Annotated in this window: 21 protein-coding genes and 2 pseudogenes; 14 read left to right on the top strand and 9 right to left on the bottom strand. The window is 61.4% G+C overall.

Features of this window, described 5'->3' with window-relative positions:
* Positions 1–82 precede the first annotated feature (82 nt).
* On the top strand, positions 83–1,885 hold the full coding sequence (locus NCR37_RS23250; protein WP_250475155.1) for a methyl-accepting chemotaxis protein: 1,803 nt from the start codon (positions 83–85) through the stop codon (positions 1,883–1,885).
* Between the two features lie 177 nt (positions 1,886–2,062).
* Complete coding sequence (locus tag NCR37_RS23245; RefSeq protein ID WP_250475154.1) at positions 2,063–2,374, top strand: hypothetical protein; 312 nt, start codon at positions 2,063–2,065, stop codon at positions 2,372–2,374.
* Between the two features lie 161 nt (positions 2,375–2,535).
* On the opposite strand, the gene NCR37_RS23240 is transcribed toward NCR37_RS23245, so the two are convergent.
* Positions 2,536–3,135, bottom strand: coding sequence for an H-NS histone family protein (locus tag NCR37_RS23240; protein ID WP_250475153.1), 600 nt, complete (start codon positions 3,133–3,135; stop codon positions 2,536–2,538).
* A gap of 201 nt (positions 3,136–3,336) precedes the next feature.
* Between NCR37_RS23240 and NCR37_RS23235 the strand changes: the two genes are divergently transcribed.
* The 3 genes from NCR37_RS23235 (at position 3,337) to NCR37_RS23225 (ending at position 5,872) form a co-directional block, all read left to right on the top strand.
* Positions 3,337–4,296, top strand: a complete 960-nt coding sequence (locus NCR37_RS23235) for a chemotaxis protein (RefSeq protein WP_250475152.1) — start codon at positions 3,337–3,339, stop codon at positions 4,294–4,296.
* On the top strand, positions 4,293–4,607 hold the full coding sequence (locus NCR37_RS23230) for a hypothetical protein (protein ID WP_250475151.1): 315 nt from the start codon (positions 4,293–4,295) through the stop codon (positions 4,605–4,607). Before NCR37_RS23235 ends, NCR37_RS23230 begins: the two co-directional genes overlap by 4 nt.
* A gap of 530 nt (positions 4,608–5,137) precedes the next feature.
* Entirely contained in the window at positions 5,138–5,872 is a 735-nt protein-coding gene (locus NCR37_RS23225) for a Crp/Fnr family transcriptional regulator (protein ID WP_250475150.1), read from the top strand.
* A 71-nt stretch (positions 5,873–5,943) separates the two neighbouring features.
* Here NCR37_RS23225 and NCR37_RS23220 read toward each other — a convergent pair whose 3' ends face one another.
* Complete coding sequence (locus NCR37_RS23220; protein WP_250475149.1) at positions 5,944–6,447, bottom strand: hypothetical protein; 504 nt, start codon at positions 6,445–6,447, stop codon at positions 5,944–5,946.
* 162 nt (positions 6,448–6,609) lie between these two features.
* The gene (locus NCR37_RS23215; RefSeq protein ID WP_250475148.1) at positions 6,610–8,298 is read right to left on the bottom strand and encodes a methyl-accepting chemotaxis protein; all 1,689 of its coding nucleotides are present in this window, start codon (positions 8,296–8,298) and stop codon (positions 6,610–6,612) included.
* Between the two features lie 452 nt (positions 8,299–8,750).
* Between NCR37_RS23215 and NCR37_RS23210 the strand changes: the two genes are divergently transcribed.
* The 5 genes from NCR37_RS23210 (at position 8,751) to NCR37_RS23190 (ending at position 14,066) form a co-directional block, all read left to right on the top strand.
* A complete protein-coding gene (locus NCR37_RS23210; RefSeq protein ID WP_502800576.1) occupies positions 8,751–9,209 on the top strand; it encodes a nucleoside 2-deoxyribosyltransferase in 459 nt (152 codons plus the stop codon).
* Between the two features lie 33 nt (positions 9,210–9,242).
* Positions 9,243–10,175 (top strand): tyrosine-type recombinase/integrase, encoded by a 933-nt coding sequence (locus NCR37_RS23205; RefSeq protein ID WP_250475147.1) that lies wholly within the window; start codon positions 9,243–9,245, stop codon positions 10,173–10,175.
* Between the two features lie 611 nt (positions 10,176–10,786).
* The gene (locus NCR37_RS23200; protein ID WP_250475200.1) at positions 10,787–11,695 is read left to right on the top strand and encodes a LysR family transcriptional regulator; all 909 of its coding nucleotides are present in this window, start codon (positions 10,787–10,789) and stop codon (positions 11,693–11,695) included.
* Positions 11,696–11,807: 112 nt separating this feature from the next.
* Entirely contained in the window at positions 11,808–12,677 is an 870-nt protein-coding gene (locus tag NCR37_RS23195) for a class II aldolase/adducin family protein (protein WP_250475146.1), read from the top strand.
* 84 nt (positions 12,678–12,761) lie between these two features.
* Complete coding sequence (locus NCR37_RS23190) at positions 12,762–14,066, top strand: MFS transporter (RefSeq protein WP_250475145.1); 1,305 nt, start codon at positions 12,762–12,764, stop codon at positions 14,064–14,066.
* 215 nt (positions 14,067–14,281) lie between these two features.
* On the opposite strand, the gene NCR37_RS23185 is transcribed toward NCR37_RS23190, so the two are convergent.
* The 4 genes from NCR37_RS23185 to NCR37_RS23170 all read right to left on the bottom strand — a co-directional run bounded on the left by NCR37_RS23185 (position 14,282) and on the right by NCR37_RS23170 (position 17,217).
* Positions 14,282–14,806 (bottom strand): RES family NAD+ phosphorylase, encoded by a 525-nt coding sequence (locus NCR37_RS23185; protein WP_250475144.1) that lies wholly within the window; start codon positions 14,804–14,806, stop codon positions 14,282–14,284.
* Positions 14,803–15,174, bottom strand: coding sequence for a DNA-binding protein (locus NCR37_RS23180; RefSeq protein WP_250475143.1), 372 nt, complete (start codon positions 15,172–15,174; stop codon positions 14,803–14,805). Before NCR37_RS23180 ends, NCR37_RS23185 begins: the two co-directional genes overlap by 4 nt.
* 351 nt (positions 15,175–15,525) lie before the next feature.
* Positions 15,526–16,179: a helix-turn-helix transcriptional regulator gene (locus NCR37_RS23175; RefSeq protein ID WP_250475142.1), complete on the bottom strand. Its 654-nt coding sequence runs from the start codon at positions 16,177–16,179 to the stop codon at positions 15,526–15,528.
* 51 nt (positions 16,180–16,230) lie between these two features.
* Positions 16,231–17,217: an ornithine cyclodeaminase family protein gene (locus tag NCR37_RS23170; RefSeq protein ID WP_250475141.1), complete on the bottom strand. Its 987-nt coding sequence runs from the start codon at positions 17,215–17,217 to the stop codon at positions 16,231–16,233.
* 165 nt (positions 17,218–17,382) lie between these two features.
* On the opposite strand from NCR37_RS23170, the gene NCR37_RS23165 reads away from it, so the two are divergent.
* Both NCR37_RS23165 and NCR37_RS23160 read left to right on the top strand, forming a co-directional pair.
* Positions 17,383–18,165 carry an ABC transporter substrate-binding protein gene (locus NCR37_RS23165; RefSeq protein WP_250475140.1) on the top strand — a complete coding sequence of 261 codons (783 nt, stop codon included), beginning with the start codon at positions 17,383–17,385 and terminating at the stop codon, positions 18,163–18,165.
* A 21-nt stretch (positions 18,166–18,186) separates the two neighbouring features.
* On the top strand, positions 18,187–19,428 hold the full coding sequence (locus tag NCR37_RS23160; RefSeq protein WP_250475139.1) for an NAD(P)/FAD-dependent oxidoreductase: 1,242 nt from the start codon (positions 18,187–18,189) through the stop codon (positions 19,426–19,428).
* Positions 19,429–19,573: 145 nt separating this feature from the next.
* On the opposite strand, the gene NCR37_RS23155 is transcribed toward NCR37_RS23160, so the two are convergent.
* Entirely contained in the window at positions 19,574–20,653 is a 1,080-nt protein-coding gene (locus NCR37_RS23155; RefSeq protein ID WP_250475138.1) for a zinc-binding dehydrogenase, read from the bottom strand.
* Between the two features lie 116 nt (positions 20,654–20,769).
* Here NCR37_RS23155 and NCR37_RS23150 point away from each other — a divergent pair, with 116 nt between their 5' ends.
* Positions 20,770–21,546, top strand: a complete 777-nt coding sequence (locus NCR37_RS23150) for a helix-turn-helix transcriptional regulator (protein WP_250475137.1) — start codon at positions 20,770–20,772, stop codon at positions 21,544–21,546.
* 519 nt (positions 21,547–22,065) lie between these two features.
* Here the strand turns inward: NCR37_RS23150 and NCR37_RS23145 are convergent.
* Positions 22,066–22,194, bottom strand: a pseudogene (locus NCR37_RS23145) (integrase core domain-containing protein); the annotation flags it as partial.
* Positions 22,195–22,465: 271 nt separating this feature from the next.
* On the opposite strand from NCR37_RS23145, the pseudogene NCR37_RS23140 reads away from it, so the two are divergent.
* Positions 22,466–23,579, top strand: a pseudogene (locus tag NCR37_RS23140) (tannase/feruloyl esterase family alpha/beta hydrolase).
* Positions 23,580–23,672 lie beyond the last annotated feature (93 nt).

Raw genomic sequence — 23,672 nt, 5'->3', positions numbered from 1 at the left:
CGAGCCTAAATTTTAACAAGGGATCAAGAGCGTGCACACCAAGTCGTTAACTGAGCCATAGCGAATTTTTTCCACGGCTCACATGTTCTCTTCTATTCGCGGTCGCGTCCTCGCCGCTTCTGTCGCCATCGTCGTTGGCGGACTTGTCGTCAATACCGGCGTCAACTACGGCGTCGCTCATCGCTACAACAGCGAATCCATCGAAAACAGCCTCAGCGCGGTACTAACCGGTCACGAAGCCGGTATCGAGGAATGGGTCACGTCGAAAACGCAGATGATCGTTTCGGTCGAAGACGCGGCGCTTGGTGCCGAGCCCGTACCATTCCTCAAACAGGTTGCCGCCGCCGGCGGTTTCACGAACGTGTATGTCGGGTACGCGGATAAAACGGCGAAGTTCTCCGACCCGACCGGTATTCCATCGGATTACGATCCTACCGGACGACCGTGGTACAAGCAGGCTGTTGAGGCTGGAATGCCCGTCGTGACGCCACCTTACGTCGATGTGGGCACCGGCAAGCTCGTGGTCGCCTTTGCCGCGCCGATCGTCCGGGACGGCACGGTCAAAGGCGTCGTATCGGGTGACGTGGCGATGGACAGCGTCGTTGCGAACGTCAAGTCGATTCATCCGACGCCCGCAAGCTTCGGCATGTTGGTGGATCGCAGCGGCAATATTGTTGCCGCCGCTGATGCGAAGCTGACACTGAAGCCGTTGACCGACGTCTCCAGCGAACTGACGACGAGCGCTATCACCGCTGCCTCGCAGGAGCAATCGCCTGCCATCGAGGCCACGGTCGGTGGTGCAACCAAGCTGGTACGGGCTCGCGCAGTGCCGGGAACGAATTGGCTGACACTTGTCGCGCTCGACAAGTCGGAAGCGACCGCCGGGATGCGTTCGCTGCTGACTGGATCGGTCATCTCGCTCGCAGTGCTCGCCGCGATCGCCGCCGCAATTATTGGCGCCGTCACCGGGGTGGCCTTTAAAGGACTTGCGAAAGTGCGCGACGCTATGGAAGGCATCGGCTCGGGCAGCGGAGACCTTACCCAGCGCCTGCCCGCGACCGGCAACGACGAAGTCGCCCAGATCGCTCGCTCTTTCAACGCGTTCGTCGGCAAGATCAACAGCGTGATGGTGCAAATCCGCGATACGAGCGAGGCGGTGCGCCATGCCGCCAACGAGATCGCCTCGGGCAACCACGATTTGTCACGTCGAACTGAAGCGGCAGCGGCAAGCCTCGAGGAGACTGCCGCGTCTATGGAAGAGATCACGTCCACAGTGACTCAATCCGCCAGTGCGGCTCGGCAGGCTGACCAAACCGCGACGACCGCAGCGAGCGCCGCATCACGTGGCGGCTCCGTTGTCTCCGACGTTGTTTCGACGATGCATGAAATCGAAGGTGCGTCTGGCAAGATCGCTGACATCATTGGCGTGATTGAGGGGATCGCCTTCCAGACCAATATCCTCGCGCTTAACGCTGCCGTGGAAGCCGCACGTGCAGGCGAGGATGGGCGTGGATTTGCTGTTGTCGCGGGCGAGGTGCGAACGCTCGCTCAGCGCAGTGCCCAGGCAGCGAAGGAGATCAAAGAGTTGATCGATTCGAGCGTGACGAGCGTGTCGACCGGCGCGTCGCTGGTTCAGCAGGCAGGCGAGACGATGACGGATATCGTAGGGCGGGTTTCGAGCGTCACCACGATCATCGGCGAAATAACGAACGCGGCTGACGAACAGACGCGCGGCATCCAGGAAATCAACCGTGCGGTGGCGCAGCTCGACGAGATGGTGCAGCAAAACGCGGCGCTGGTTGAACAGTCGGCGGCCGCAGCTTCCGCGCTTCAGACGCAGGCCAACGAACTCGCAAGCGCCGTTGGTCAGTTTCGCGTAGCGTAAGGTCGGCCGTAGGCGCTCCTGTCACGAGACGTGGCGACCGGGCACGAAGGCAACGACCTTCCACTTGCCCGGTCACGAACGTCACGCGTCTGCCGCCTTGACTTCTGCCAGCGGGCAGTAGCCTGAGGGGAACTGGTCAAGCAATCCTGCTTGGCCGAAACTTCAGGATTCAACCACATGGCATTCAGCATCGACGCTTCGAGCATCGTCTTTAAAGAAACACACCGCGGCATTAACGCAACTGCTGTCATCCTTACTAGCGACGGCAAGCGCGTCGGCGAGATCCACGATGTAGCTGAGAAGATCGTCGCCGACGTCGAATTCACCGGCGCGGACGCGCGCGCTGCATTCGCTGTAGAGGCACGACGCCTTCATCCTGTGGTTCTCGGGCGCGCAGATCACCGAGACGATGTTTTCATCTCGGAGTACGCACGCATCCTTCTCGCTGACGCCGAGAACGTGCTTTTGTCACGACTCTCGACCGACTAGGTTTTGGCCTGACGCATTGGCGCAATCTCCGGCGGCCCACCTCAGAAACGGCTGCGCGCAACGATGGCCGTCTTCAAGACCAGCAGGTAAGCACGCGTTGGCGACCGGTCCGCTGACGGCTTGGCCTTCTCTAGAGAAAAAAGACTCCCCACCCTGCGCGACTATGTCCGCTTCGCGCGGGGCGCCTTTGCCGCGTGGGGCGTCTTTGCGGCCTTGCTTGAGCGCGCCGGCGTGGCGCTCGTTTTTGACTTCGGCTTCTTAGTGCCAGCCGCTTTGGTATCAGCAGTGGAGATCAGAAACTTGGTCCTGTCCTTCACCGATGCCAACCATCCCGGCGCCTTGTCGCGGCCGCTCCACTCTGCTCCCGATTTGGGATCTCGGTACTTCGCCGGTTGCGGACCGCGGGGGTAGTTTCCCGTGCGCTTGCCCGAGTCCCTATCGTTAGGCTCAACTGCCGCAGAGACGAGGAATTTCGCACGATTCTTAGCGTTTGCTATCCATGCCGGCGCTCGGCCTCGACCGCTCCACGTTGCGCCCGTCTTCGGATCGCGATATTTGCCGGTCGCAGCTAGCGCAGCGTTGGCCGAGTCCTTTCCTGCGCCAGCTCTACCTCGATCAGTCAGGTCGTCGATTGTCAGGCCGTGCTCTTTCATGAGCGAATGAATTTTTGCGACGGCAGCAATGGCCTGCTTCTTTTGAACCGCGTCTGCTCGAGCCTGCAATTTCCTAATCCTTTCTTCAATGTTTGAGAGGGTCGTCATTTTCTCGCCTGGGTTATCTGACGTCCCGCACTATGCCACGGTTCTTGCGGGCGACGGCCCGCGTGTGCGGCTCTATCGGTACATATTCCTCTATGCAGGCTTCGTAAGCTGCCGTTGTTGCGTATACCCGCATCAATATCGGCGGGCAACATGCCGATAGAGGAGTACTGAAAAAACCTTCCGATGACTGAGGCGCAGCGAATGACCAACAACGACCACGATATTGAGCAGCGAGTAAGGCTTGCGGGCAACAACATGTTCGAGCTGCTGCTCTTTCGCTTGGGAAGCGCCCCGCGAACCGGAGAGCGTGAGCTTTACGGCATCAACGTATTCAAGATCCGCGAGATTGTTGAGATGCCGACTTTGACCGAGCTCGCCGGTTCATCGGAAAAGGTGCTTGGTGTAGTTGATGTGCGCGGCGAGATCATCCCGGTCATCGATCTGGCGGCCGTCACCGGCTGCGTCACTCGCGGCAAAAGCAGGATCCTCCTGGTAACCGAGTTCGCGCGCACGACGCAAGGCTTCGCTGTTGAGGAGGTTGATGACATTGTTCGCTTGGACTGGAGCCGCGTGCTTTCGGCAGAGGGTCATTCCACGGGCCGAGCAGTGACTAGCATCGCTCGTCTGGACGCGCAGGCCGGCGGGCGGCTCGCTCAGGTGCTCGACGTCGAACAGATTCTGCGCGACGTCCTTCCTTCGAGCGAGCCGGAGATCACCGTGGACAACACCGGACGTCTTGCCCTTCCGCGCGGCGCGAAAGTGCTGGCCGCAGACGACTCCGGCGTCGCGCGCGCGCTGATCGAAGAGAGCCTGAACGCGATGGGCGTTCCATTCATCATGGCGAAAACAGGAAAAGAGGCGTGGGAAGTGCTCGAACGGGCCGGTGAGAAGGCCGCTCAAGAAGGCCGCAAAGTCACCGACGACATTGCGCTCGTGCTCACAGATCTCGAAATGCCCGAGATGGATGGCTTCACGCTTACGCGAAAGATCAAAGCAGCCGCCGACCTTCAAAGGATCCCCGTCGTAATTCATTCGTCGCTTTCGGGCTCGGCGAACGAACAGCACGTGCGAAAGGTCGGTGCAAACGCGTACGTCGCAAAGTTTGTCGCGTCGGAACTCGCGGAGGTGATGCGCAATGCCATGGCCGAGGCAGCTGTATGAACCAGGCGCCCGATCCGAAAGCGTCGCGACGATTCCCCTACAGCATCGGAACGAGCGCGGTGTGGCAGATAGATGCAGCCAGGAAGATAACGCTCTTTCTGGTTGACGCGTCGATGCCGCTGTACAACGTGGTGATCGGCGACGTGCGCTTCTTCGCCAATGCGGAGCAGGCGCTGGCGTTTGCACAGCAGCTCGAAGCCGCACCGGACGAGCGCCCTTCCCGGCCGCCTTGGACTTGGGTGTTCGACAGTGGCTTCGAGAAGTCGATCGATGGTTCACCGAACAAGACGTGGCGCCTGCAGGTAGGGTGAAGGGCGGCAATTGGACCGGTAGCAAATGGCAACAATCGCGCAAAAGTGCAACGTTTCTCGCTAACGCGTGGACTGGCTGCGAGCCAGCGGCCGTAACGACAGCGGGCGACCTCGACTCAATCTTGAAACAATTTTAAGAGGCGACTTAACTTCCCACGCAACAACGGCTCGACGCGTTTCATCGGGCTTTTTGGCCGTCGCAAACGTTAAAAAGTTTTCCGAAAGTAACGGTCTTAGGTCCGCTCGGCGATCATGGGTAAGCTACCGCCTCCTCATGAATGAATCAAATAGACGTCGCAGCCTCGCGGCGTTCTCACCCAGTAGCGCCCTTTCCCCTGCTGGTATGAGCTTTACCGCGCCATGGCACGGGTCTCGCTTATCTACGACGAAGCACATTGAGAATGGCCTGTTCATCAGCAGACAGCGCCACGGTGCTACGGGGTCGGCCGCAAGACTTCGGCTGATCGGATTACCGATCAGAACACGAAACGCGGCCGCAGCAAACTACAGCGCGACAAGACGAGAGACCAATGCTGACATTCAAGTCCGACCTTCACGGCAATCATTTGCTGGGCGCCCTTCCCTCGAACGAATGGGAGTCCGTCGCAGCCGACCTTGAACTGGTTCAACTGCGCGCAGGGCAGCTTCTGTGCGACTCGGGCAAACGCATTCACCACGTGTACTTCCCGACGACGGCAGTCATCACGCTGTTGCACACGATGGAAGACGGCGGCAGCGTCGAGGTGGCGGCAATCGGACGCGAAGGTATGACTGGCGTGCCGGTGTTGACCGGCGGGGATACCATGCCCACTCGCGTGCAGGTCCAGGTAGCGGGCTCGGCGTATCGCATGACCGCCAGTGCTCTGAAGGCGCACTTCGCCCGCTCGGACCTGCTCCGGCGCATTACGCTTCTTTACATGCAAGCGCTGCTCACCCAAGTCGCTCGAACCGCCGCGTGCAATCGTCATCACGCGTTGAGCAAGCAAGTGTGCCGGTGGCTCCTGCTTCAAGCGGACCGTGTACGGTCCGACGAGATGCGGGTGACGCAGCAATCGATCGCTGACATGCTCGGTGTGCGTCGCGAAGGGGTAACCGAAGCGGTTGGCAAGCTGCACGAGGCCGGAGTTCTTCACAACACGCGCGGGTGCATCAGGCTGCTTGACCGGGCGGCACTCGAAGCACGCTCGTGCGAATGCTACGGCATCGTCAAGCGCGAGTTCGATCGGATGCTGCCGGGGACGCGTCAGGCGGATGCATTTGCGTAGCCTAACTAGGCGCGATTATGAGACGGCGCGATCGGGTGTCGCGCCTTGCCTCACGCTAGTGACGCAGCTCTTTAGTGCAGCGCTCCACGGTTGAGCGCAATCTCTCGCGTCACCTCGTGCGGCAGGTCTTCCCTTAAGTCGTCGACGGCATCGACGAACGCCTCGTAGAGTTCGGCCAGTTCAGGAAATTCGTCTTGAAGAGTCGCCATGCCGCGTTCGCGCTCATCGATCAGCGCGGAGACATTAGCAGGTCGGAGCGCTGCGTGTAGTTCATCGGCCGGAAAGCCGAAATACTTCTCGGCAGCATCGATTGCATGCTCAAGGGCAAACTCAACCGTGCCGTGACGACCGCGAAGGCCGGGCACCGAGTAACCCAATAGCAGGGTGTCGCCGCGTGTTTCCGTCGCAAGCAGCGTAGCGATATCTCCTTTCACCGATCGAGGGTCGGCCACGACCTTGCCGAACATGCGACGCGCCTCTGCCTCGCTGACGTCTCTGCTCATTAGCTCAATGCAACCGCCGTACACGTCGATCTGTAATTGAACGTAGATTGTCGTTTCTTCGCCTATCGTCATTGCTTGTGAAGCTCGCTGTTTCTTCGATCCGTTGAAGGCTGATGCGCCCGCCTTCGCGTGATAAAGGCGCGGCGGCCAGGATGTTTAGCCGTTGACGCGCCTCTGGTGCGCGTGCCTGCGCACCAAGGCGCAGGCTCCCTAGCGGTGCGGAGACCTCCGACCTCAGAAGGTCGACCACTCACCGTCAGCCGCCGCGCTGGCTACAACCGGCGCAGGGGCCGCCGGCTTTACCGCGCGGGCGGTCGCCGACGTTCGTTTTGCGGGCGACGGTCGAGTCGTCTGGCCTTCGTAACTTTTCTTCGTTGGGACGACGGGAGTCTGCGCCGTACGGAACACTGCAACGGCCGCGGTTAGTTGTTTCGCTTGGTCCTCCATCGAACCGGCCGCCGCCGCTGCTTCCTCAACGAGCGCCGCGTTTTGCTGCGTGACCTCGTCCATCTGAGAGATGGCCTGGTTCACTTGCTCGATGCCGCGGCTTTGTTCGTTGGAGGCGGACGCGATTTCGCCCATGATGTCGTTGACTCTCTGTATCGCCGTACCAACCCGTTTCATCGTCTCACTGGCCTGTGCGACGAGCACGGTTCCCTCATGTACGCGACTGCCAGACGTCTCAATAAGGTCCTTGATTTCTTTGGCGGCGGTCGACGAACGCTGTGCGAGGTTCCGGACTTCGCTCGCAACGACGGCGAAGCCGCGGCCCTGCTCACCTGCGCGTGCGGCTTCCACTGCCGCGTTGAGTGCGAGGATGTTGGTCTGGAATGCGATACCTTCGATCATCCCGATAATTTCGGTGATCTTGCCCGAGCTCTGCTCGATCGAATCCATCGTCTCGATGACTTGACCAATGATTGCGCTTCCCTCGTTCGCCACGGCGTTCGCGTTCTCAGCCAACCCGCTCGCTTGCTGAGCGTTTTCGGAGTTCTGCTTAACGGTCGCGGTGAGCTCTTCCATGCTCGCCGCGGTTTCTTGCAGCGACGCAGCCTGCTGCTCCGTGCGGCTGGACAGGTCGGTGTTGCCGGCCGCAATCTCAACGGCACCGCCCGTGACGGCCTCCGAGCTTGTACGGATCGTGGTCACCATATCTTGCAGACCGCGACGCATGTGCTCCACTGCCGCAAGAAGGCTGCGGTCATCACCGTCCTTGAGCACCGTCGGGGAACTGAGGTCGCCGGCTGCAATTTCTCGAACGACGCGCGCTGCAAACTGCGGTTCGCCGCCGAGCTCTCCCGTGACGTTCCTAATCGTCTTCCACGCCAATGCTGCAATGGCCGCAAGTGCCAGCGCAATTAAGCCGCTGATCTGCAGCGTCGTGTGAAGGAACGTTGCACTGATATCGTCGGTGAAAAATCCCGTGCCGATCCACCAGCCCCAAGGTTTGAACTCGACGATGCCGTTCATCTTGCCCGTCATCACGCCGGTCGATGGGTGGGCCGTCACCACCATCATGACAGGGATGTGCTCCTTATCGAGCATCTCGCGATATAGCTCCGTGTCAGGCCGTCCGTCTGGCGCCTTGCCGAGGAAGACTTTGCCGATGTTTTCCTGCTTCCGATGCACAAGCGAAGTGCCGTCCTGCAGGCGGGCCCAGTAGTAGCTCTGATCGGAATAGTTCATCCTGTTCAAGGCGGTCTTCGTCGCGGTCTGCGCTTGCTCGGTGGTCATCGCACCGGCTACTTCCTGCTGGTGGTAATACTCCGCGAGGTGCTCAGCCATCTTCAACATATTGACGATCTGAGCACGCTTGTCTTCGAGCATGGCGCGACGCACGCTGTAGACGCTATACCCTCCTATCGCAATCAACGCGATAAGGGCGGTAATGGCAAGCAGTGCGAGCCGGGTAGAAACTTTCATCCTGGATTCCAAGGCATGGTTGCGGTCGCCGCGACGCGCGGCGCTCAAGTTTCTAACGGCAGGTCCGCCGGCTACTTGACTAGGGGAACACCCCACGGTCCTTGACTACTCCCTTTTGCGCGAGAACTCTCGCTGCCGAAGGGCTGCGGGCGAAGTTTGGCGTTGTAGCGCCGTTTCTCGGGTGGTTTGCTACTATGCGAGAGTCGCAACTGAGCCAGTTTGACTTGACTGCGCAAGGTTATTGGTAAGCTCATACGCGGGCCAATCATCCTGACGTCCGATGCAGAAAAGAAGTCCAACGAAGTCGCAGCGGGATCTGATGGAATTGCTGGACCAGGGTTTGCCGATCGACCAAATCGCGTCGACCCTCGGCAAAAGCGTTCTTGGCTGTAAAGCGGCAACTCAATCGCATCAAACGCCGAGTCCGAGAGGGCAAATTCGACCCCGCCCCGTTGCCCATCGAGCGCGCTGCGAAGGAGCCCCGCGTCTACCTCGCTGGCTTCGATGTCTTCCGGCAGGACGCGAAAGCGCACGGCGAACACCTCAAGCAGCTCTGCCGCGATCGCGGCTTCGTTGGGCTTTATCCGCTTGATGGCCAGTTGCCCTCCTGCCTCCAAGGCGAGGAAGCAGCCCGATCGATCTATAGCGCGAACGTTGACCTGATCCGCTCTGCCGACGTCGTCATGGCGAACCTGGATGGTTTTCGAGGCCCGGGCGAGCCGGACAGCGGGACGGCGTTTGAGGTCGGGTTTGCGGTGGCGCTTGCAAAGCCGGTATGGGGATATCGGTCCAACGCCGAGACGCTCGCCGAGCGCATCGAGGCGACGTCCGTGAGCAGTGCCGGAGGCGTGTGCCCAGCCGGCTATCTTGCTTGGCGGCTGGGGGTTGGCGAAGCGGTAGCTTCGCTGTAGGTTTCGGTGTGGCGAATCTCAGTATATCGATTTATGACCAACGTTCAGTGGCTGTCCGATCCAGAAGAAGCCTACGCGCAATGGCAACGCGAAGAAGCGACCGGTGCTGATCGTCGTGCGTTCGCCGATCAGTCAATCGTCCAGCACCGCTCGATGTTCTCGCGGTTCAACGACTACCTCATCGCACATCGGCAGAGCGTCGCGACCTTCGGCGCCGACCACCTCGAGGGCTTCTTCACAGACCTTGCGCGGAATTGCGCGCCCGGCACAACCACGAGGCTGCGCTACCTGAAGTTGATCGACCGCTTCACCCGGCACTTGGTGAACATGGAGCTACGCGCGGATAACCCAGCCGCCGCGATGCTCAACAACGAAAGCTGGCCAGAGGACGAGCCGACGCCTATCTACCTGTCTGCGGAGGACGACGCGCGGTTGCAGGACCTCATCGCCTCAGCGAAGCCCGAGTCGTTCAAGCAACTGCGGAATCTCGCGATCGTCGCCCTTCTTCTTGGCTCTGGGGTGATTGCGGCCGAGCTTCGGCAACTGCGGGTCGACGACCTCGACGCTGACAACGACCGTCCGACCATCTTTGTCGATAAGCACGGACCTCGCATCGCGCGCCGGGTACCGATAGATGCGTTTGCAGTCGACGTGCTCCGCGCATACGCCGACGGGCGGCGCTCAATACTCTGCGCCACTCAGTGGCTGTTCATTACGACGGCGGCCGGCAAACCGATGCAGCCCGACACCATGCTCAAATGCGTGCGATCCGCTTTGCATGCGGCCAACCTTTCCGCGGCTGACGAGAGTCCTAGATTGCTGAGGAACACATTTGGTCGACGCCATCTCATCAGCGGTAAGTCCAACGAGCAGGTAAGCAGCCTGATGGGATTGTCCAGCCACCGGACCGCCACTCGGCTGCGCCAGACCATCGAGGAAAAAGCAGACGAGCACACGGACTTGTGAGACCGGGACTAGTTGGACACCGTCACATCGCGGTCGACCAGTCGACTGCCGCTGCGCGGTATGATCAGCGCACTTTGAAGTACAGATACTAAGAACAATTAGAGTAAATCGCGACAGCCAGAAAAATGACAAGACAGACCTGCGTCCTCCTCGTATTAAAGCCCGGTTCCCGAACAGTGAGCGGTTCGACGCCACCTTTGACTCCGAGCGCCAAGTTACGACGCCGCCTTTGAGCACGTGCTGCGCGACGCTCACGCTTCTTCTGTGCGCAGCCGAGCGGCCCTCAATTGCTCTCGCCGCTCCTCGATGATCGTGTTGTAATCCACGTCGCAGTTCTAGCTGCTGATGTGGTGCATCCACGTCTTTTATTGACGCACGGTAGCCCGCTCGACGACTGGGACACCGCGGCGCTAATCGCACGTCCGGTCTTGGCAGCCAGCCTTCAATGCGGAACTAGTCACCGCATTGCCGAAATCGATACGAACGATCCGGCAAACACTCGTGTTACCGTCCGTCACGGTAGTGCCTACCTGCATCCCCGTCACGAGTCGCCACACCAAAACCGAGTTCAACATCCACGACAAAACCCACTCCGCAATGGACCAGCCCTCATGAAGGATGAAAGACTTCTGGAGATGCGAATATTTAAAACCGTCGTGGAGACGGGCGGTTTCACCGCGGCCGCGAACGTCCTCAACGTCAGTCAGCCTTTCATCAGTCAAAATATCAGCAATCTAGAACGACGACTCGGCGTGCAGTTGCTTCATCGTTCGACACGCAGAATGCGTCTCACGAACGAGGGTGAACGATTCCTTCGGTCGTGCAGCGAGATTCTCGAGAGCCTCGAAGAAGCGGAAGCGCAAGTTCGATCGAGCGAACCTACCGGCAATTTGCGAGTGAGCGCGCCGCACGCCTTCGGCATGGATCAACTGGTGCCTCAGTTGCCCGGCTTTCTTGCGGCTCATCCGAAGGTGTGCGTGCACTTTTCGTTGTCGGATTCCAACGTCAATCTGATCGAAGACAATTTCGATATCGCCGTGCGCATGGGCCGATTACAGGATTCATCGCTGCGCAGCCGGAAGTTGTGCGACTTGCAACGCATTGTGGTCGCCTCGCCCGCCTACCTCGCCGCGCACGGCCAGCCAGTCACGCCGCAGGGCCTCACAAAGCACGCATGTCTGACATGGGAATCGCCACGCGAGCATCTCAATCAGTGGCCGTTCATCATCAACGGCAAGCTGGAACGCGTGGCGGTGCGCGGCGGTTTCCGCAGCACGGACGGCACCACGCTGTTTCAACTGTGCGTGGCAGGCGTGGGCATCATGCGGCTTGCCGAGCATCTCGCGTTGCCGGCCATCCGCCGGGGCGAACTCGTGCGGCTTTTGAGCGAATACGAGGCGAAGGACGATACCGCGATTCACATCGTCTATCTACCCGAGCGGCAGGTGGTGCCGCGCATCCGCGCCTTCATCGACTATTTCGTCGATGCCTTCAGGACGCCCCCCTGGCAGGTGGTGTAATCCCGCATATATACCGCGTCGTGATAAATCTTATTGTCCGGCGCCCGTAGATGGCCGAGGCGGGTTTCCTTATCTTAGCGGGCATGCCAACAGCCCCGATCCGGAAACAGCCATGACCGTTACCGTCGAAGAACATCAGACCGGCGCGAAACAAACTGAACTGCGCCGCACCATCTCCCATCCGTCCAATAATTCGATCTATCGGCCGAAACAGGCGGGACTGAAATTCCCCGAACTGCCGGATTTCAGTTCGTTCGCGGAAGAGCGCCAGCATCGAAAGGAGCGTCTGGTCGCAGCGTGCCGCGCGTTTGCGATGCATAACTTCGACTATGGTTTCGCCGGCCATCTGACGGTACGCGACCCCGAGTTTCCGGAGTTGTACTGGACCAACCCGATGGCCGTGCATTTCTCGCAGGTCAAGATTTCAAATCTGATTCTCGCGAATCACGCGGGCAAGGTGGTGGAAGGCGAGTATGCGTTGAATCGCGCGGGCTTCGTGCTGCACGCCGCGGTGCATGAAGCGAATCCGGATATCGTCGCGATGTGCCACGCGCATACCGTCTACGGTACTGCGTTCGCGGCGCTCGGCCGCCCGCTCGACCCGATCACACAGGACGCCGCCGCATTCTTCGAGGACCACGTCGTCATCAAGGACGAAGCCGGCGCAGTCGCGGTCGAAGAGAAGGCGGGCCTGTCCGTTGCCGATTACTTCAAGAACGTCAAGGCCGCCATTCACCAGAATCACGGCCTCCTGACCGCGAGCCGTCACAGCATCGAAGCGGCGGCGTTCTGGTTCATCGCATTGGAGCGATGCTGCCAGCAGCAGTTGCTCGTCGAAGCAACCGGCATCAAGCCCGTCATGGTGCCGGAGCACAGTTCGCGGTACAGCCGCGAGAACGTCGGCAGCGAATACATCGGCTGGCTGCATTTTCAGCCGATCTATGAGCAGCTCGTGCAGACGAACCCCGACATGTTCCACTGAGCGACGGCGCGTAAGCCGCCAACCATCAGGACCAAAAGCCGGCGTGACCATGTAGCACGCCGGTGACGATTCACGGAGACAATCATGTTGAAAACCACTTACGGCGATGTCGTCGCGCATACCGATGCCGAGGATCGAACGTATGCCAAGGTGACCTGGCGGCTCATCCCCTTTCTATTCTTATGCTATGTCTTTGCTTATCTCGATCGCGTGAACGTCGGGTTCGCGAAGCTGCAAATGCTTGCCGATCTCAAGTTCAGCGAGACCGTCTACGGCCTGGGCGCGGGCATCTTCTTCATCGGCTATTTCATCTTCGAAGTGCCGAGCAACATCGCACTGCATCGATTCGGCGCGCGCAAGTGGATCGCGCGCATCATGCTGAGTTGGGGCGTGCTGTCCGGCATGATGATCTTCGTGAAGACGCCGGCCGCATTCTATGCGCTGCGCTTCTTTCTCGGCGTTGCGGAAGCGGGCTTCTTCCCGGGCATCATTCTTTATCTTACGTATTGGTATCCGTCGTCGCGGCGCGCGAAGATCACGGCGTTGTTCATGACGGGCATCCCCATTGCGGGCGTCATCGGCGGTCCGCTATCGGGCTGGATTCTGAACAACTTCGGCGGCGTCGGCGGGCTGGCGGGTTGGCGATGGCTGTTCCTGCTGGAGGCGTTGCCTTCGATCATCGGCGGCCTCGTCGTGCTGATGTATCTCGACGACAAGATCAGTTCCGCGAAATGGCTCAGCGCCGATGAGAAGACACTGCTCGAGAAAGGGCTCGCGAACGAATCGGAGCATATCGAGGTACATAGCGCGAGCGGCGCGTTCAGCAATCGCCGCGTGTGGGTGCTGTGCCTGTGCTACTTCGGCATCATCATGGGGCTGTACGGTATCGGCTTCTGGCTGCCGACGCTCATTAAGGCATCGGGCGTATCCGATGCGCTCAACGTCGGTCTCCTGACGATGATTCCCTACGGCGCGGCCGCCGTCGCGATGGTGTTGCTGGGACGCAGCTCGGACCGCAGCAAGGAACGGCGCTGGCACGTCGCGCTGCCAGCGATCGTCGGCGCGGTGGGTCTTGTCGCAAGTACGCTGGTGCCGCACAACGTCGCGTTGGCGGTGGCGTCACTGACCGTCGCGACCATCGGCATTCTCGGCGCGCTGTGCCAGTTCTGGGCGATCCCTCCCGCGTTCCTCGGCGGCGTGGCGGCAGCGGCGGGCATCGCACTGATCAATTCGGTCGGCAATCTCGCAGGCTTCGTCAGTCCTTATCTGGTCGGCTGGGTCAAGGACATGACGCACAGCACCGATGTGGGCCTGTACTGCGTGGCAGCGTCGTTGATCGTTGCAGCGGCCATCGTCCTGACGATGCCGAAAAAGGTTGTGAATCGCTGACGCCAACGTCAACCGCTTCCATCTCACTGAGATGCCCCCGACTCTCACCCGGGGGCATCTCGTCTTTTTAGGCGAAGGCCGCATAGTGCTGATGCCTTCAGCCACATCGCCGTCACGTTGCCTCATTTCGCTAGAGAAGACATCTGTTCAGATACGCAATGCATCTGGGCTGAGGCCAGCGTCCACGCACACAGCGCAGCGTGTACGAATGCCGACTATCGTGGCCAGCTCGACTGGTTTCGAGGAAGTTTCTCGTTGGGATCGTTGACCTCAATCGAATTGCCGTTAGCAAGTCGATCGATGAACACCACCACGTTGGTGCCTCCAGCGTGCGCTTGACTCGGGAAAATGATGCCTGTGTAGCCGACGTCCCGAACCAGGTCGCTCAATACCCAGGTCGGTGGCTCGATGTGCTGCTCGAACTTCCAGTACCGCCAGTCCTCGCGCCAATCGCCCCAAAGCTCGTCCCAATTTCCTCTGTCGAGTTGCCGCAGGTCTACCAGGTCCCTGAGAGCGGCCATGTAAGAGCAGATCGTGCAAGGCGGAAGAAAAGGGGAGGTCTGCTGGTATTCGCGCAGCGCGGTTAGTACTTCCAGCGACAAGTACAGCGCCTCGACACCTTCGCGGTTGAAGCGTCCACCTTTCAGCGCGGCGCCTGCCCCGCCCATGGGGCGGTCGGCCCAGCGCGGGGTGTGTGCGCGATAGAGCGTGGTTCCTTTGGGCAGATCGGTGACGATCATCCAACGAAACCTGCGCTGATGGATTCCAGGTAGTCGATCACATCGTCAGTCCGGCCATCCTGCACCAACTGGAGGATCGTCTTATGACGAAACGCCGGGATCGGATGGTTCTTGATGAAGAACAGCGCGCGTTCAAGGTCTGGTTGAAGCGCGACAGCCGCCGACACGACTCGCATCAGGTCACGAAGCGCGCCCTGCAGCTTCGGCGACTCCGGATGCGTGCGCAGCGTGTTTCGGTGCACGCCGGCTATGGCGGCTAGATCCTGCTGCTGCAGGCCCAGCACGTTGGCGAGGTTAGCCGCCGAAAGCCGCGACGTTCCCGTTTCTCGAGCAGACTCCAACACGTCGGCAAAGGTATCTGCGTTCATCTTTTCAGCTCCGGCGTCGATGCGACACGCACATTATACGCACAGTTCGGGCATAGTGAACGGTTCGTGAATCGGTTTGTCCCCGACAACCGGCAGCTCGGCGTGTCGCGCCATCTCTTAGTTATGCTGTTACATAACCTCGATTCGGCATTATGTCGACAGGCGCACGTTATTTGAATCCAAGTCTGCGCACGCTGCACTGATCTGCCCCGCGTTCGAGCCCTAGGTGCACTTGCTGTCGAGGTTGCAAACTGCTGCCTAGCGTCGTGGACCCGAGCGAAGCTGCGCTGGCGTAAAAGAGCCGAGCAAACTATCAGCCCAGCCGGCGTTGTTGCCGGCGCAGGTCACCGCTTAGACGCCGTCTTTCATCTCACGCAGATGCTTGTAAACGGTCGCGCGTCCCATGCCGAGCACTTTGGCCACGTAGTTCGCCGAACTCTTGCCCTTGAACGCGCCCTGCGCGTGCAGCGCCTCGACGAGCTCACGCCGATGTTCGCGCGTGAGCGAATTGAGCGCGATCTGCCGCTCGCGCAGCCAGCCGTGCAGAAACGTGTTGATGCGCTCCTGCCAGTCGTCTTTGAATAGCTCGACGGGCTGCGCGACGACGCCCGCACCGCGCAAGAAGAGATCGAGGGTCGAACGCATTTCCTCGAAAGCCGCGATGTTGAAGTTGATGCACATCACGCCGGCGGCGTTGCCCTCGTCGTCGAACAGCGCCGTGCTCACGCAGCGCATGCGGCGGCCATCCCAGTTCAGCTTCTCGTAGGGGCCGACGAGCCGGTCGCGCGCGGTGTCCTCGATATCCTCGAGCGCGGAGTCGTCGCCGATCTCGCGCTTCGACAGATTGTTCGACAGATACGCGACAGTCTGATCTGAGAGATCGTGGATTACGACTTCCGCATAGGGAAAGAACAGCGTCGTGATGCTGTCCGCGATGTGCGCATAGCGCGCGAGCAGCGCCTCTCGTGCGATGGCACCGGGCTTCGGCGTCTTGCGTCGTGACATTGACCGGGATGGGGGCATGAGTTCCAGAACGTTGAAAGACGATGATACTGCTTAATCCGCGGCGCGCGGCCTCGCGAGATGGAGATAGAGGGCGTGCGCGACCGCAATGTCTTCGAGGCCGAGGCCAATGGAGCGGAAGAACACGCTGCGCTCGGAAGATGGCGCCGGGCACGCGCCGCGCACGAGTTCCGCGAGATCGCCGCGAATCATAGTGGGCGACCAGCCGTGACACTCCTGCGCGATCACCATTTCGCCCGCGCTCGACGGCGTCGTCTGCCGATAGTCGCAGTAGACATCGAGCGCATTCAGCGCGGCCGGATGAATCTCGTGCGCTCGAGCGACGTTCGTGCTGATCGAGGTGATGAGCGCTGGCTTCGTGAGCGCATCGAGCGAGAGCACCGGCGTACCCGACGACGTGCACAGCAGCACGACATCCGCATCGCGCACGCACTCGGCGACCGATGCCGCGATGCGCACGCGTGCGTCGAGCGCCCGCGCTTCGTCGGCGCGTTCGTGGTCGTTCACCAGGCGCGGCGAATGAATGCGGATCTCCGACCATGCGCGCAACGGTGCGACATGCCGCAGATGCGCAAGCGCGACGCTCCCCGAGCCGATGATCGCGAGGCGTTCGCTCGACTCGCGCGCGAGCCGCGCGACCGCGAGCGCCGTGGTACCCGCCGTGCGCTCGGTGGTGAGGACCGCGGCATCGCACCACATGAGCGGCGCGCCGGTGCGCATCGACATCAGCGCTGTCCAGGCGGTGACGATCGGCGCGCCGGGATGCACGATATACGGCGAGAGCTTTGCGCCGAAGACGCCGTGTTTCGCGAGCGCCCCGAGATAAGTGATGAAATCGCCCGCGCCGTCCGGAAGAGGCGTGAGCGTCTGCGGTGGCTGCACGGCACCGCCGTCGCCGAGCGCGTCGAACATGTCTTCGAGCGCCCCGTTGATATCCAGCGACGGCAGCGCTCGCCGCACGTCGTCTTCGTGAACGATGGAAGGCGTCTTATCGCGCGTGGTTTCGGACAACGAGTTCATTCGATAGCCTCCGGTTCGCGCGGCCAGGGTCTTGCCATGCAGCCGCTGCGGGTTGATTAGACATTTTTGTCTATTCTAGACTTTTATTCTGTTTATGGACTATATTTCCGATGGGCGCTCGGCGAAACCCGGGCGGCGGATCACACACGAACTTGGGTGGCGACAATGAACTGGAAGATGATTTGCTTCGCGGGCGCGGCGAGTTTCGCGTTCGCATTCGGCGTGGCGCACGCGGATTCGCAGACCTTGCGCTTCGGGGTCGAGGCGTCGTATCCCCCGTTCGAGAGCAAGACCCCGGCAGGCACGCTCGAAGGCTTCGACATCGACATCGGCAATGCCGTGTGCGAGCGGGTCAAGATGAAGTGCGTGTGGGTGGAGAACAGCTTCGACGGACTGATCGCCGCGCTGCAGGCCCGCAAGTTCGACGCAATTAATTCGGCGATGAACATCACGGCCAAGCGCAGGCAGGCCATCGACTTCACGCCGCCCGTCTACGTGATGCCGATCCAGATGGTCGCGAAGCGCGGCTCGCATCTGGAGCCGACGCCCGCAAGCCTGAAGGACAAGCGGGTCGGCGTGCTGCAAGGCTCCACTCAGGAGGATTACGTGCGCAAGCACTGGGCGAGCGCAGGCGTGCAAGTCGTGACGTATCAGAGCCAGGACCAGATCTTCGCGGATCTCTCGGCCGGGCGGCTCGACGGCGCGGTGCAGGAAGTGCAGACGGCGATCGACGGCTTTCTCGCGAAGCCCGAGGGCAAGGCCTTCGATTTCGCGGGCGGCCCGTTGACCGATCCGTCCACGCTCGGCGAAGGCACGGGCATCGGCTTGCGCAAGGACGACGCCGCGTTGAAAGCGAAGGTCGTCGCCGCGCTCGATTCGCTGAAGAAGGACGGAACCCTCAGCCAGCTCTCGCAAAAGTACTTCAAACGCGACATCATCGCCAAATAACCATTTCAGCAGGCTCTGCACATGGCTCATGACGTGATCGTGCTCGGCGCGGGTATCGTGGGAGTGAGCGTCGCGCTGAATCTGCAGCAGCGCGGATGGCAGGTGACGCTCGTCGACCGGCGCGCGCCCGGCGAAGCGACGAGCTTCGGCAATGCGGGGCTGATCGAGGCGTCGTCGGTGGTGCCTTATGCGTTTCCGCGAGACCTGCGCACCGTGTTCAAGTTCGCGATGAACAGGTCGACCGCCCTGCGCTACGACCTGCGTTCCCTGCCCGCCTATGCGCCGTGGCTCGCGCGCTACTGGCGGGAGTCGGCGCCGGCGCGTCTCGCCGCCGCCGCGCGCGACATGCTTCCGCTCATCCGCAACAGCGTAGCCGAGCATGAGGCGCTGATCGCGCACGCAGGTCTTTCCGATCTCGTGCGGCCCACGGGCTGGCTCGAAGCCTATCGCTCGCCCGAGCAGTTCGAGCGCGAGGCGAGCGATGCCGAGCGCATCGCGAGCGAGCACAGTCTGGGCATGAAGGTGCTCGATGCGGCCGCGCTGCATCGGCTGGAGGCATCGCTCGCAGACGGATACGCGGGCGCCATCCACTGGACCGACCCGCGCAGTGTCATCGATCCCGGCGCGCTGACGAAAGGATATGCGACGCTGTTCGAGCGCCGGGGCGGACGCATCCTGAGCGGGGACGCCGCGACGCTCCAACGGTCGGGCAGCGGCTGGCGCGTGATGACGTCGAGCGGGCTTGTTGAGGCGCAGGCGGCGGTCATCGCGCTGGGCGTCTGGTCCGGGGATCTCGCGCGCAAGTTCGGCTACCGCATTCCGCTGGTGGCAAAGCGCGGCTATCACATGCACTACGCGAGCGACGGCCGCGCTGCCCTATCCCGGCCCGTCGTCGATATCGAAAACGGCTATGTGGTCGCGCCGATGCGGCGCGGGCTGCGACTCACGACCGGCGTCGAACTGGCGTGCCGCGATAGGCCGCCGAGTCCGGTGCAACTCGAACGAGCGGAGCGCCTTGCGCGTCCGATGTTCGGCCTCGGGGCGCGCATCGACGACGCGCCGTGGCTCGGAATGCGACCCTGCACGCCGGATATGCGGCCGGTGATCGGACCGGCGGACCGTCATCCCGGTCTCTGGTTTGCGTTCGGACATGCGCATCACGGACTGACGCTCGGGCCAGTGACGGGCAGGCTGCTGAGCGAGTTGATGGACGGAGAAGCGGGCTTCACCAGTCCACATCCCTACCGCGCGGGGAGGTTCTAGCACTGCGCAGCCGGTGATGTGGACTCGCGGAACCGTTGGACTTGCTGCGAACACTCGCCCTTACCGGTCAGACGCGATCGGACCTGGCGTTCTCATAAGAATGCCGGCGCGCTCGCATCGCCTGACCGAACAGCAAGCGCGGGGTCTAAGGATGGACGACCGTCATCCTGAACGGGCCTCCATCCGCCGCAGCATGACCGATGGCTTCGTTCACGTCGTCGAGCTTGAAGGAGGTCACGTCGAAGAGACCAAGATCGAGCAGACCGCCGCGAACCAGGCCGGTCATAAGCGTGACCGCTTCCGGCGGATACATCCATTTGCCCCGCACGGTGATGTCGTTGCGCATGATCCACGGATAAGGCAAGTCGAGGCCGTCGCCGCCGAGCATGCCGACACCGCCCATTAACACAACGCGTCCGTGGGGGCGCACGGCCATCACCGCCGCGCGCACCGTCCTCGTGGTCGCAGATGGCGGCAGCAGGTCCATTACGCAGTCGATAGGGGCTCCGGCAGCCGCACGCATCCGTTCCCGATCGTCGTCCTCGTTGCCAGTCAGCTCCACTGCACGGATGCGTTCCCCGAACCGCCTTTGCAGGTCCGCGAGCGAACTTTTATTGCGGCCCGGCGCGACCACGCAGCGCGCACCCATTGCGAGGGCAACGGCGACGCACGCACTGCCAAAATTCCCAGTCGCGCCGCTCACAAGCAATGTCTCGCCAGCCTGCAGATTCGACGCAAGCAACCCGCCATACGGAACCAGCATGGTGTTGAGCGCGCACCATTTCGCGGCATCGTCGGGGTCGATGTCACCGATGCGAATGGCGTTCTCAGTCGGCACGCGCATTTGTGTGGCAAACGGGCCGTGGTGGAAATGTCGCGCAAGGCGCAATCCCCCGTCGCCGCGTGCACTCCACCCCTGCAATGTAATGTCGGGTGTGAGCGCGTCGTCGCGTGAACGAACGGTCGGGTCGCAGAAAACCCAGTCGCCTGTTCTCAGATGTGTGGCGTCGGGGCCAAACGCGCGTACGCGACCGATAGCCCCGCAGCCCGGCACGATTGGCAATTCGATCGCGTAGCGGCGCTCGCCGCTGAATACTTCTCGCGCATACGACAGTACTGGCGCGGCAACGACGTCGACGATCACTTCGCCGGTACCCAACGAAGGATCTCCTACATCTTCAATCGCAAGCGGCTCGCCGAGCGTATGCAGAATGGCTGCTTTCATCGGAGTCTCCTTTTGATGGTGGTCAGGCAAGGCCATTCTGGCAGGCGTAGAATCGGCAACAAGGCCTAGCACTATCCTGGGATTGCCGCGTACCTGCTTTTACAGGAAGGACGGTCGTGACAAAAGCGAGCCGAAGCGAGTTTGGCGATTTCCTGCGCTCACGGCGCGAGAAGCTGAGTCCCGAATCCGTGGGACTCACTAACGGCGGCCGGCGGCGTCGCACGCCCGGTTTGCGTCGCGAGGAAGTGGCGGAACTCGCGGGCATTGGCGTGGACTGGTACGTGCGGCTCGAGCAGGGCCGCACGGTAAGTCCGTCCGATACCACGCTCGAAGCGCTGGCTCGCGCGCTGCGGCTCGGCAAAGTCGAGGCGGCGCATCTGCGCGCACTGGCACGCATCGGCGATCGGCAGCCCTTCACTCGCGAGAGCGTGCCGGGACCCATCGCGAATCTGATCGCGACACTCGAGCTTCCCGCGTATGTCACGGGCAGGCGCTGGGATCTGCTGGCCTGGAATGGTGCGGCGGCCGATCTGCTCGGCTTCGACCGTCTCGCCGAACCGGACCGCAACATTCTGGTGTTCATGTTCATCGAACCGGATGCTCGACGGCTATTCGGCGCGACCTGGACCAGCGAGGCGCGTCGCATGATCGCGTTGTTTCGCGCAACGCATGATCTCTATGCTGACGATCCAGCCTTTGTCGAACTCGTCGAAAGACTTCGCTCGCACAGCGCCGAGTTCGCGAAATGGTGGAACGCGCACGATGTTCGAGGAGGCACGTCCGGGCAGAAGGTGCTGACCCATCCTGAGCGTGGCGCGCAACGCTACGATTACGCGAGCTTTCAGGCGAACGACGACCCTGCGTTGAAACTTGCGATCTACACGCCCGCGTGAACCAAACTCCCCGCGCGCGGCGCGTCACGATGGCGAGGCCAGTGAAGCCGGGTATCGAGTACGCTAGACCCAGGGACGACAACGGAATGAAAAACGCCCCGCATGCCTTTCATCGCTAGGCGCTTGTCGACGATCAGTGGTCCGAAGCCGGTCGTCCGTTCTTGGCGGGTTTCGAAAGCTTTTAAGTGACGCTAACGTTGAAGAGGAACGTTTCGCCTTGAAAATGGTGTGAGTCCTCATTGACAGATGTGCAGCAATAGAGCCGTTCAACGACGCTGGGCGATGCGCGCATCGGCGTGTTTCCTCTACCGCCGCGATGAGATTGCCGCGTGGTCTAGAGCTGACGACGCCCCATTGGACCCTCATCGAGCCCATCGCCCTTCCCTAGCGGGAAGCACAACTGATCGGGCCAGCATCGTCGTGTTATCTCGCGCGGCCGAGCGCTGATATGTCACGCAGCCACCGTTGAGCCAACGAATTCGCCTACTCGAGAAGCGACTCGACACGCAGTCTTGCCGATCGTGCGCGGCTTTCGATCACGATCTTCGCTTCCGCGCGCGTCCAGAACCATTTAAGGCTCAAACGTTGATCTCGGAACTTGCCGTTGAATCTTTCGTCCGCGCCGTTCTGCCAGACCTTGCCAGACCTTGCCAGACCTTGCCAGACCTTGCCAGACCTTGCCAGACCTTGCCAGATCGCTCGTCGCGCCCGTCCGCGACGAGCATGCTGAGATTGTCCTCGTAGCACCTTTTCGAGTCCGAATCTGACCTCGCGCCGCCCAGATGCCGCCACTACTATCAAATGGCTTTCACCGGTGACATGCGTCGGTCGCGCTCCACGGGTCAAGCCAGTTCGCGGCCGATGCCGCTACTGCTAAATAAGCCACGCCCACGTGAGGCGTTATCCATAAGGAGACGTTATGGCAACAGGTCAGTGCTGCATTGCGAGGGCCGCGCGCGTGATCGCGGCTATCGTCACTTCCGCGGTTTCGGCATACAGCATCGGTGCGACGCCGCCAGCGGGACACGAAGCCGCCTGCCAACGTCTTCAAGGCTTTGTGGTGCCGGCTTCGGAAATTGGCGAGCCCACATCCGGAGCGAGCGTCACTGCGGTCAAGCCGGTCACCGCGAGCGGAAGCGGTGCAAGCGCGTTACCGGACTACTGCGAAGTGACAGGCAAGATATCCCCCATCGACAGGTTCGCGCCCGACATCCAGTTCAGAGTGGCGCTTCCCGCCCAGTGGAACGGCAAGGTCTTGATGTTCGGCGGCGGCGGATTCGACGGCACCATCCCCAATGTGGCGGGCAACGTACCCAATGGTCCCGTCGATGCAGCTGTGCCGCTCGGTCGCGGCTACGCGACGTTTGCCAGCGACTCCGGCCATCAGGCTAACGCGTTGGGTTCTCAGGACGGACGCTTCGGTGCGAACGACGAGGCGTTGAAGAATTTCGGCGGCGACGCGTTGAAGAAAACCCACGACGCGGCTCTGGCGATCATCAAAGCCCGCTATGCGCGTTTGCCCAGCAAGGCCTATTTTGCCGGGGGCTCGACTGGCGGGCGCGAGGCAGTGACGGCCATCCAACGCTGGCCGTCTGACTGGGACGGTGCAATTGCATGGTATCCGGCATGGGACGATGCTGCCGCCCTGCTCGCAGGGCAGCGCATGAGCCGCGCCCTAGCGAAACCGGGCGCGTATCTCTCGGTGGGGAAACGCCAGGCCGTGTACAACGCGGCGATGCAGGCGTGCGATGCGCTTGCAAGCGCAATTTGGCGTTGACTGCGTCGATTCGTTCGTGCGTTTCTACGAGATTCCCGGCATGGGACACGCTGCCAGCAGTACCTTCAATGCCACTTGGGATTCTCTGTCGGCGCTCGCCCAGTGGGTCGAGCGAGACAAGGCGCCAGTTGCGCAAGTGACAAGCGATACGGCTGGGGTTCCGGGCCGCACGCGACCGCTATGCGACTATCCGAAGTGGGCCCGCTACGAAGGCGGTGACGTCAATGATGCTGCTTCGTTTCGATGTGTGCGTTGAGCACATAGCGCCGTCGGACGCCTATATTGCGATTGCTCTACCAATGCCGTTGTCGACGCTTCCTTGGTCCGCCCGAGGTCGAGGCATTCGCCT

The organism is Caballeronia sp. GAFFF1 (assembly GCF_023630705.1).
Lineage (GTDB): Bacteria > Pseudomonadota > Gammaproteobacteria > Burkholderiales > Burkholderiaceae > Caballeronia.
Note: the sequence above shows the minus strand (reverse complement) of the source record. Positions and strands in the feature narration are given on the sequence as shown.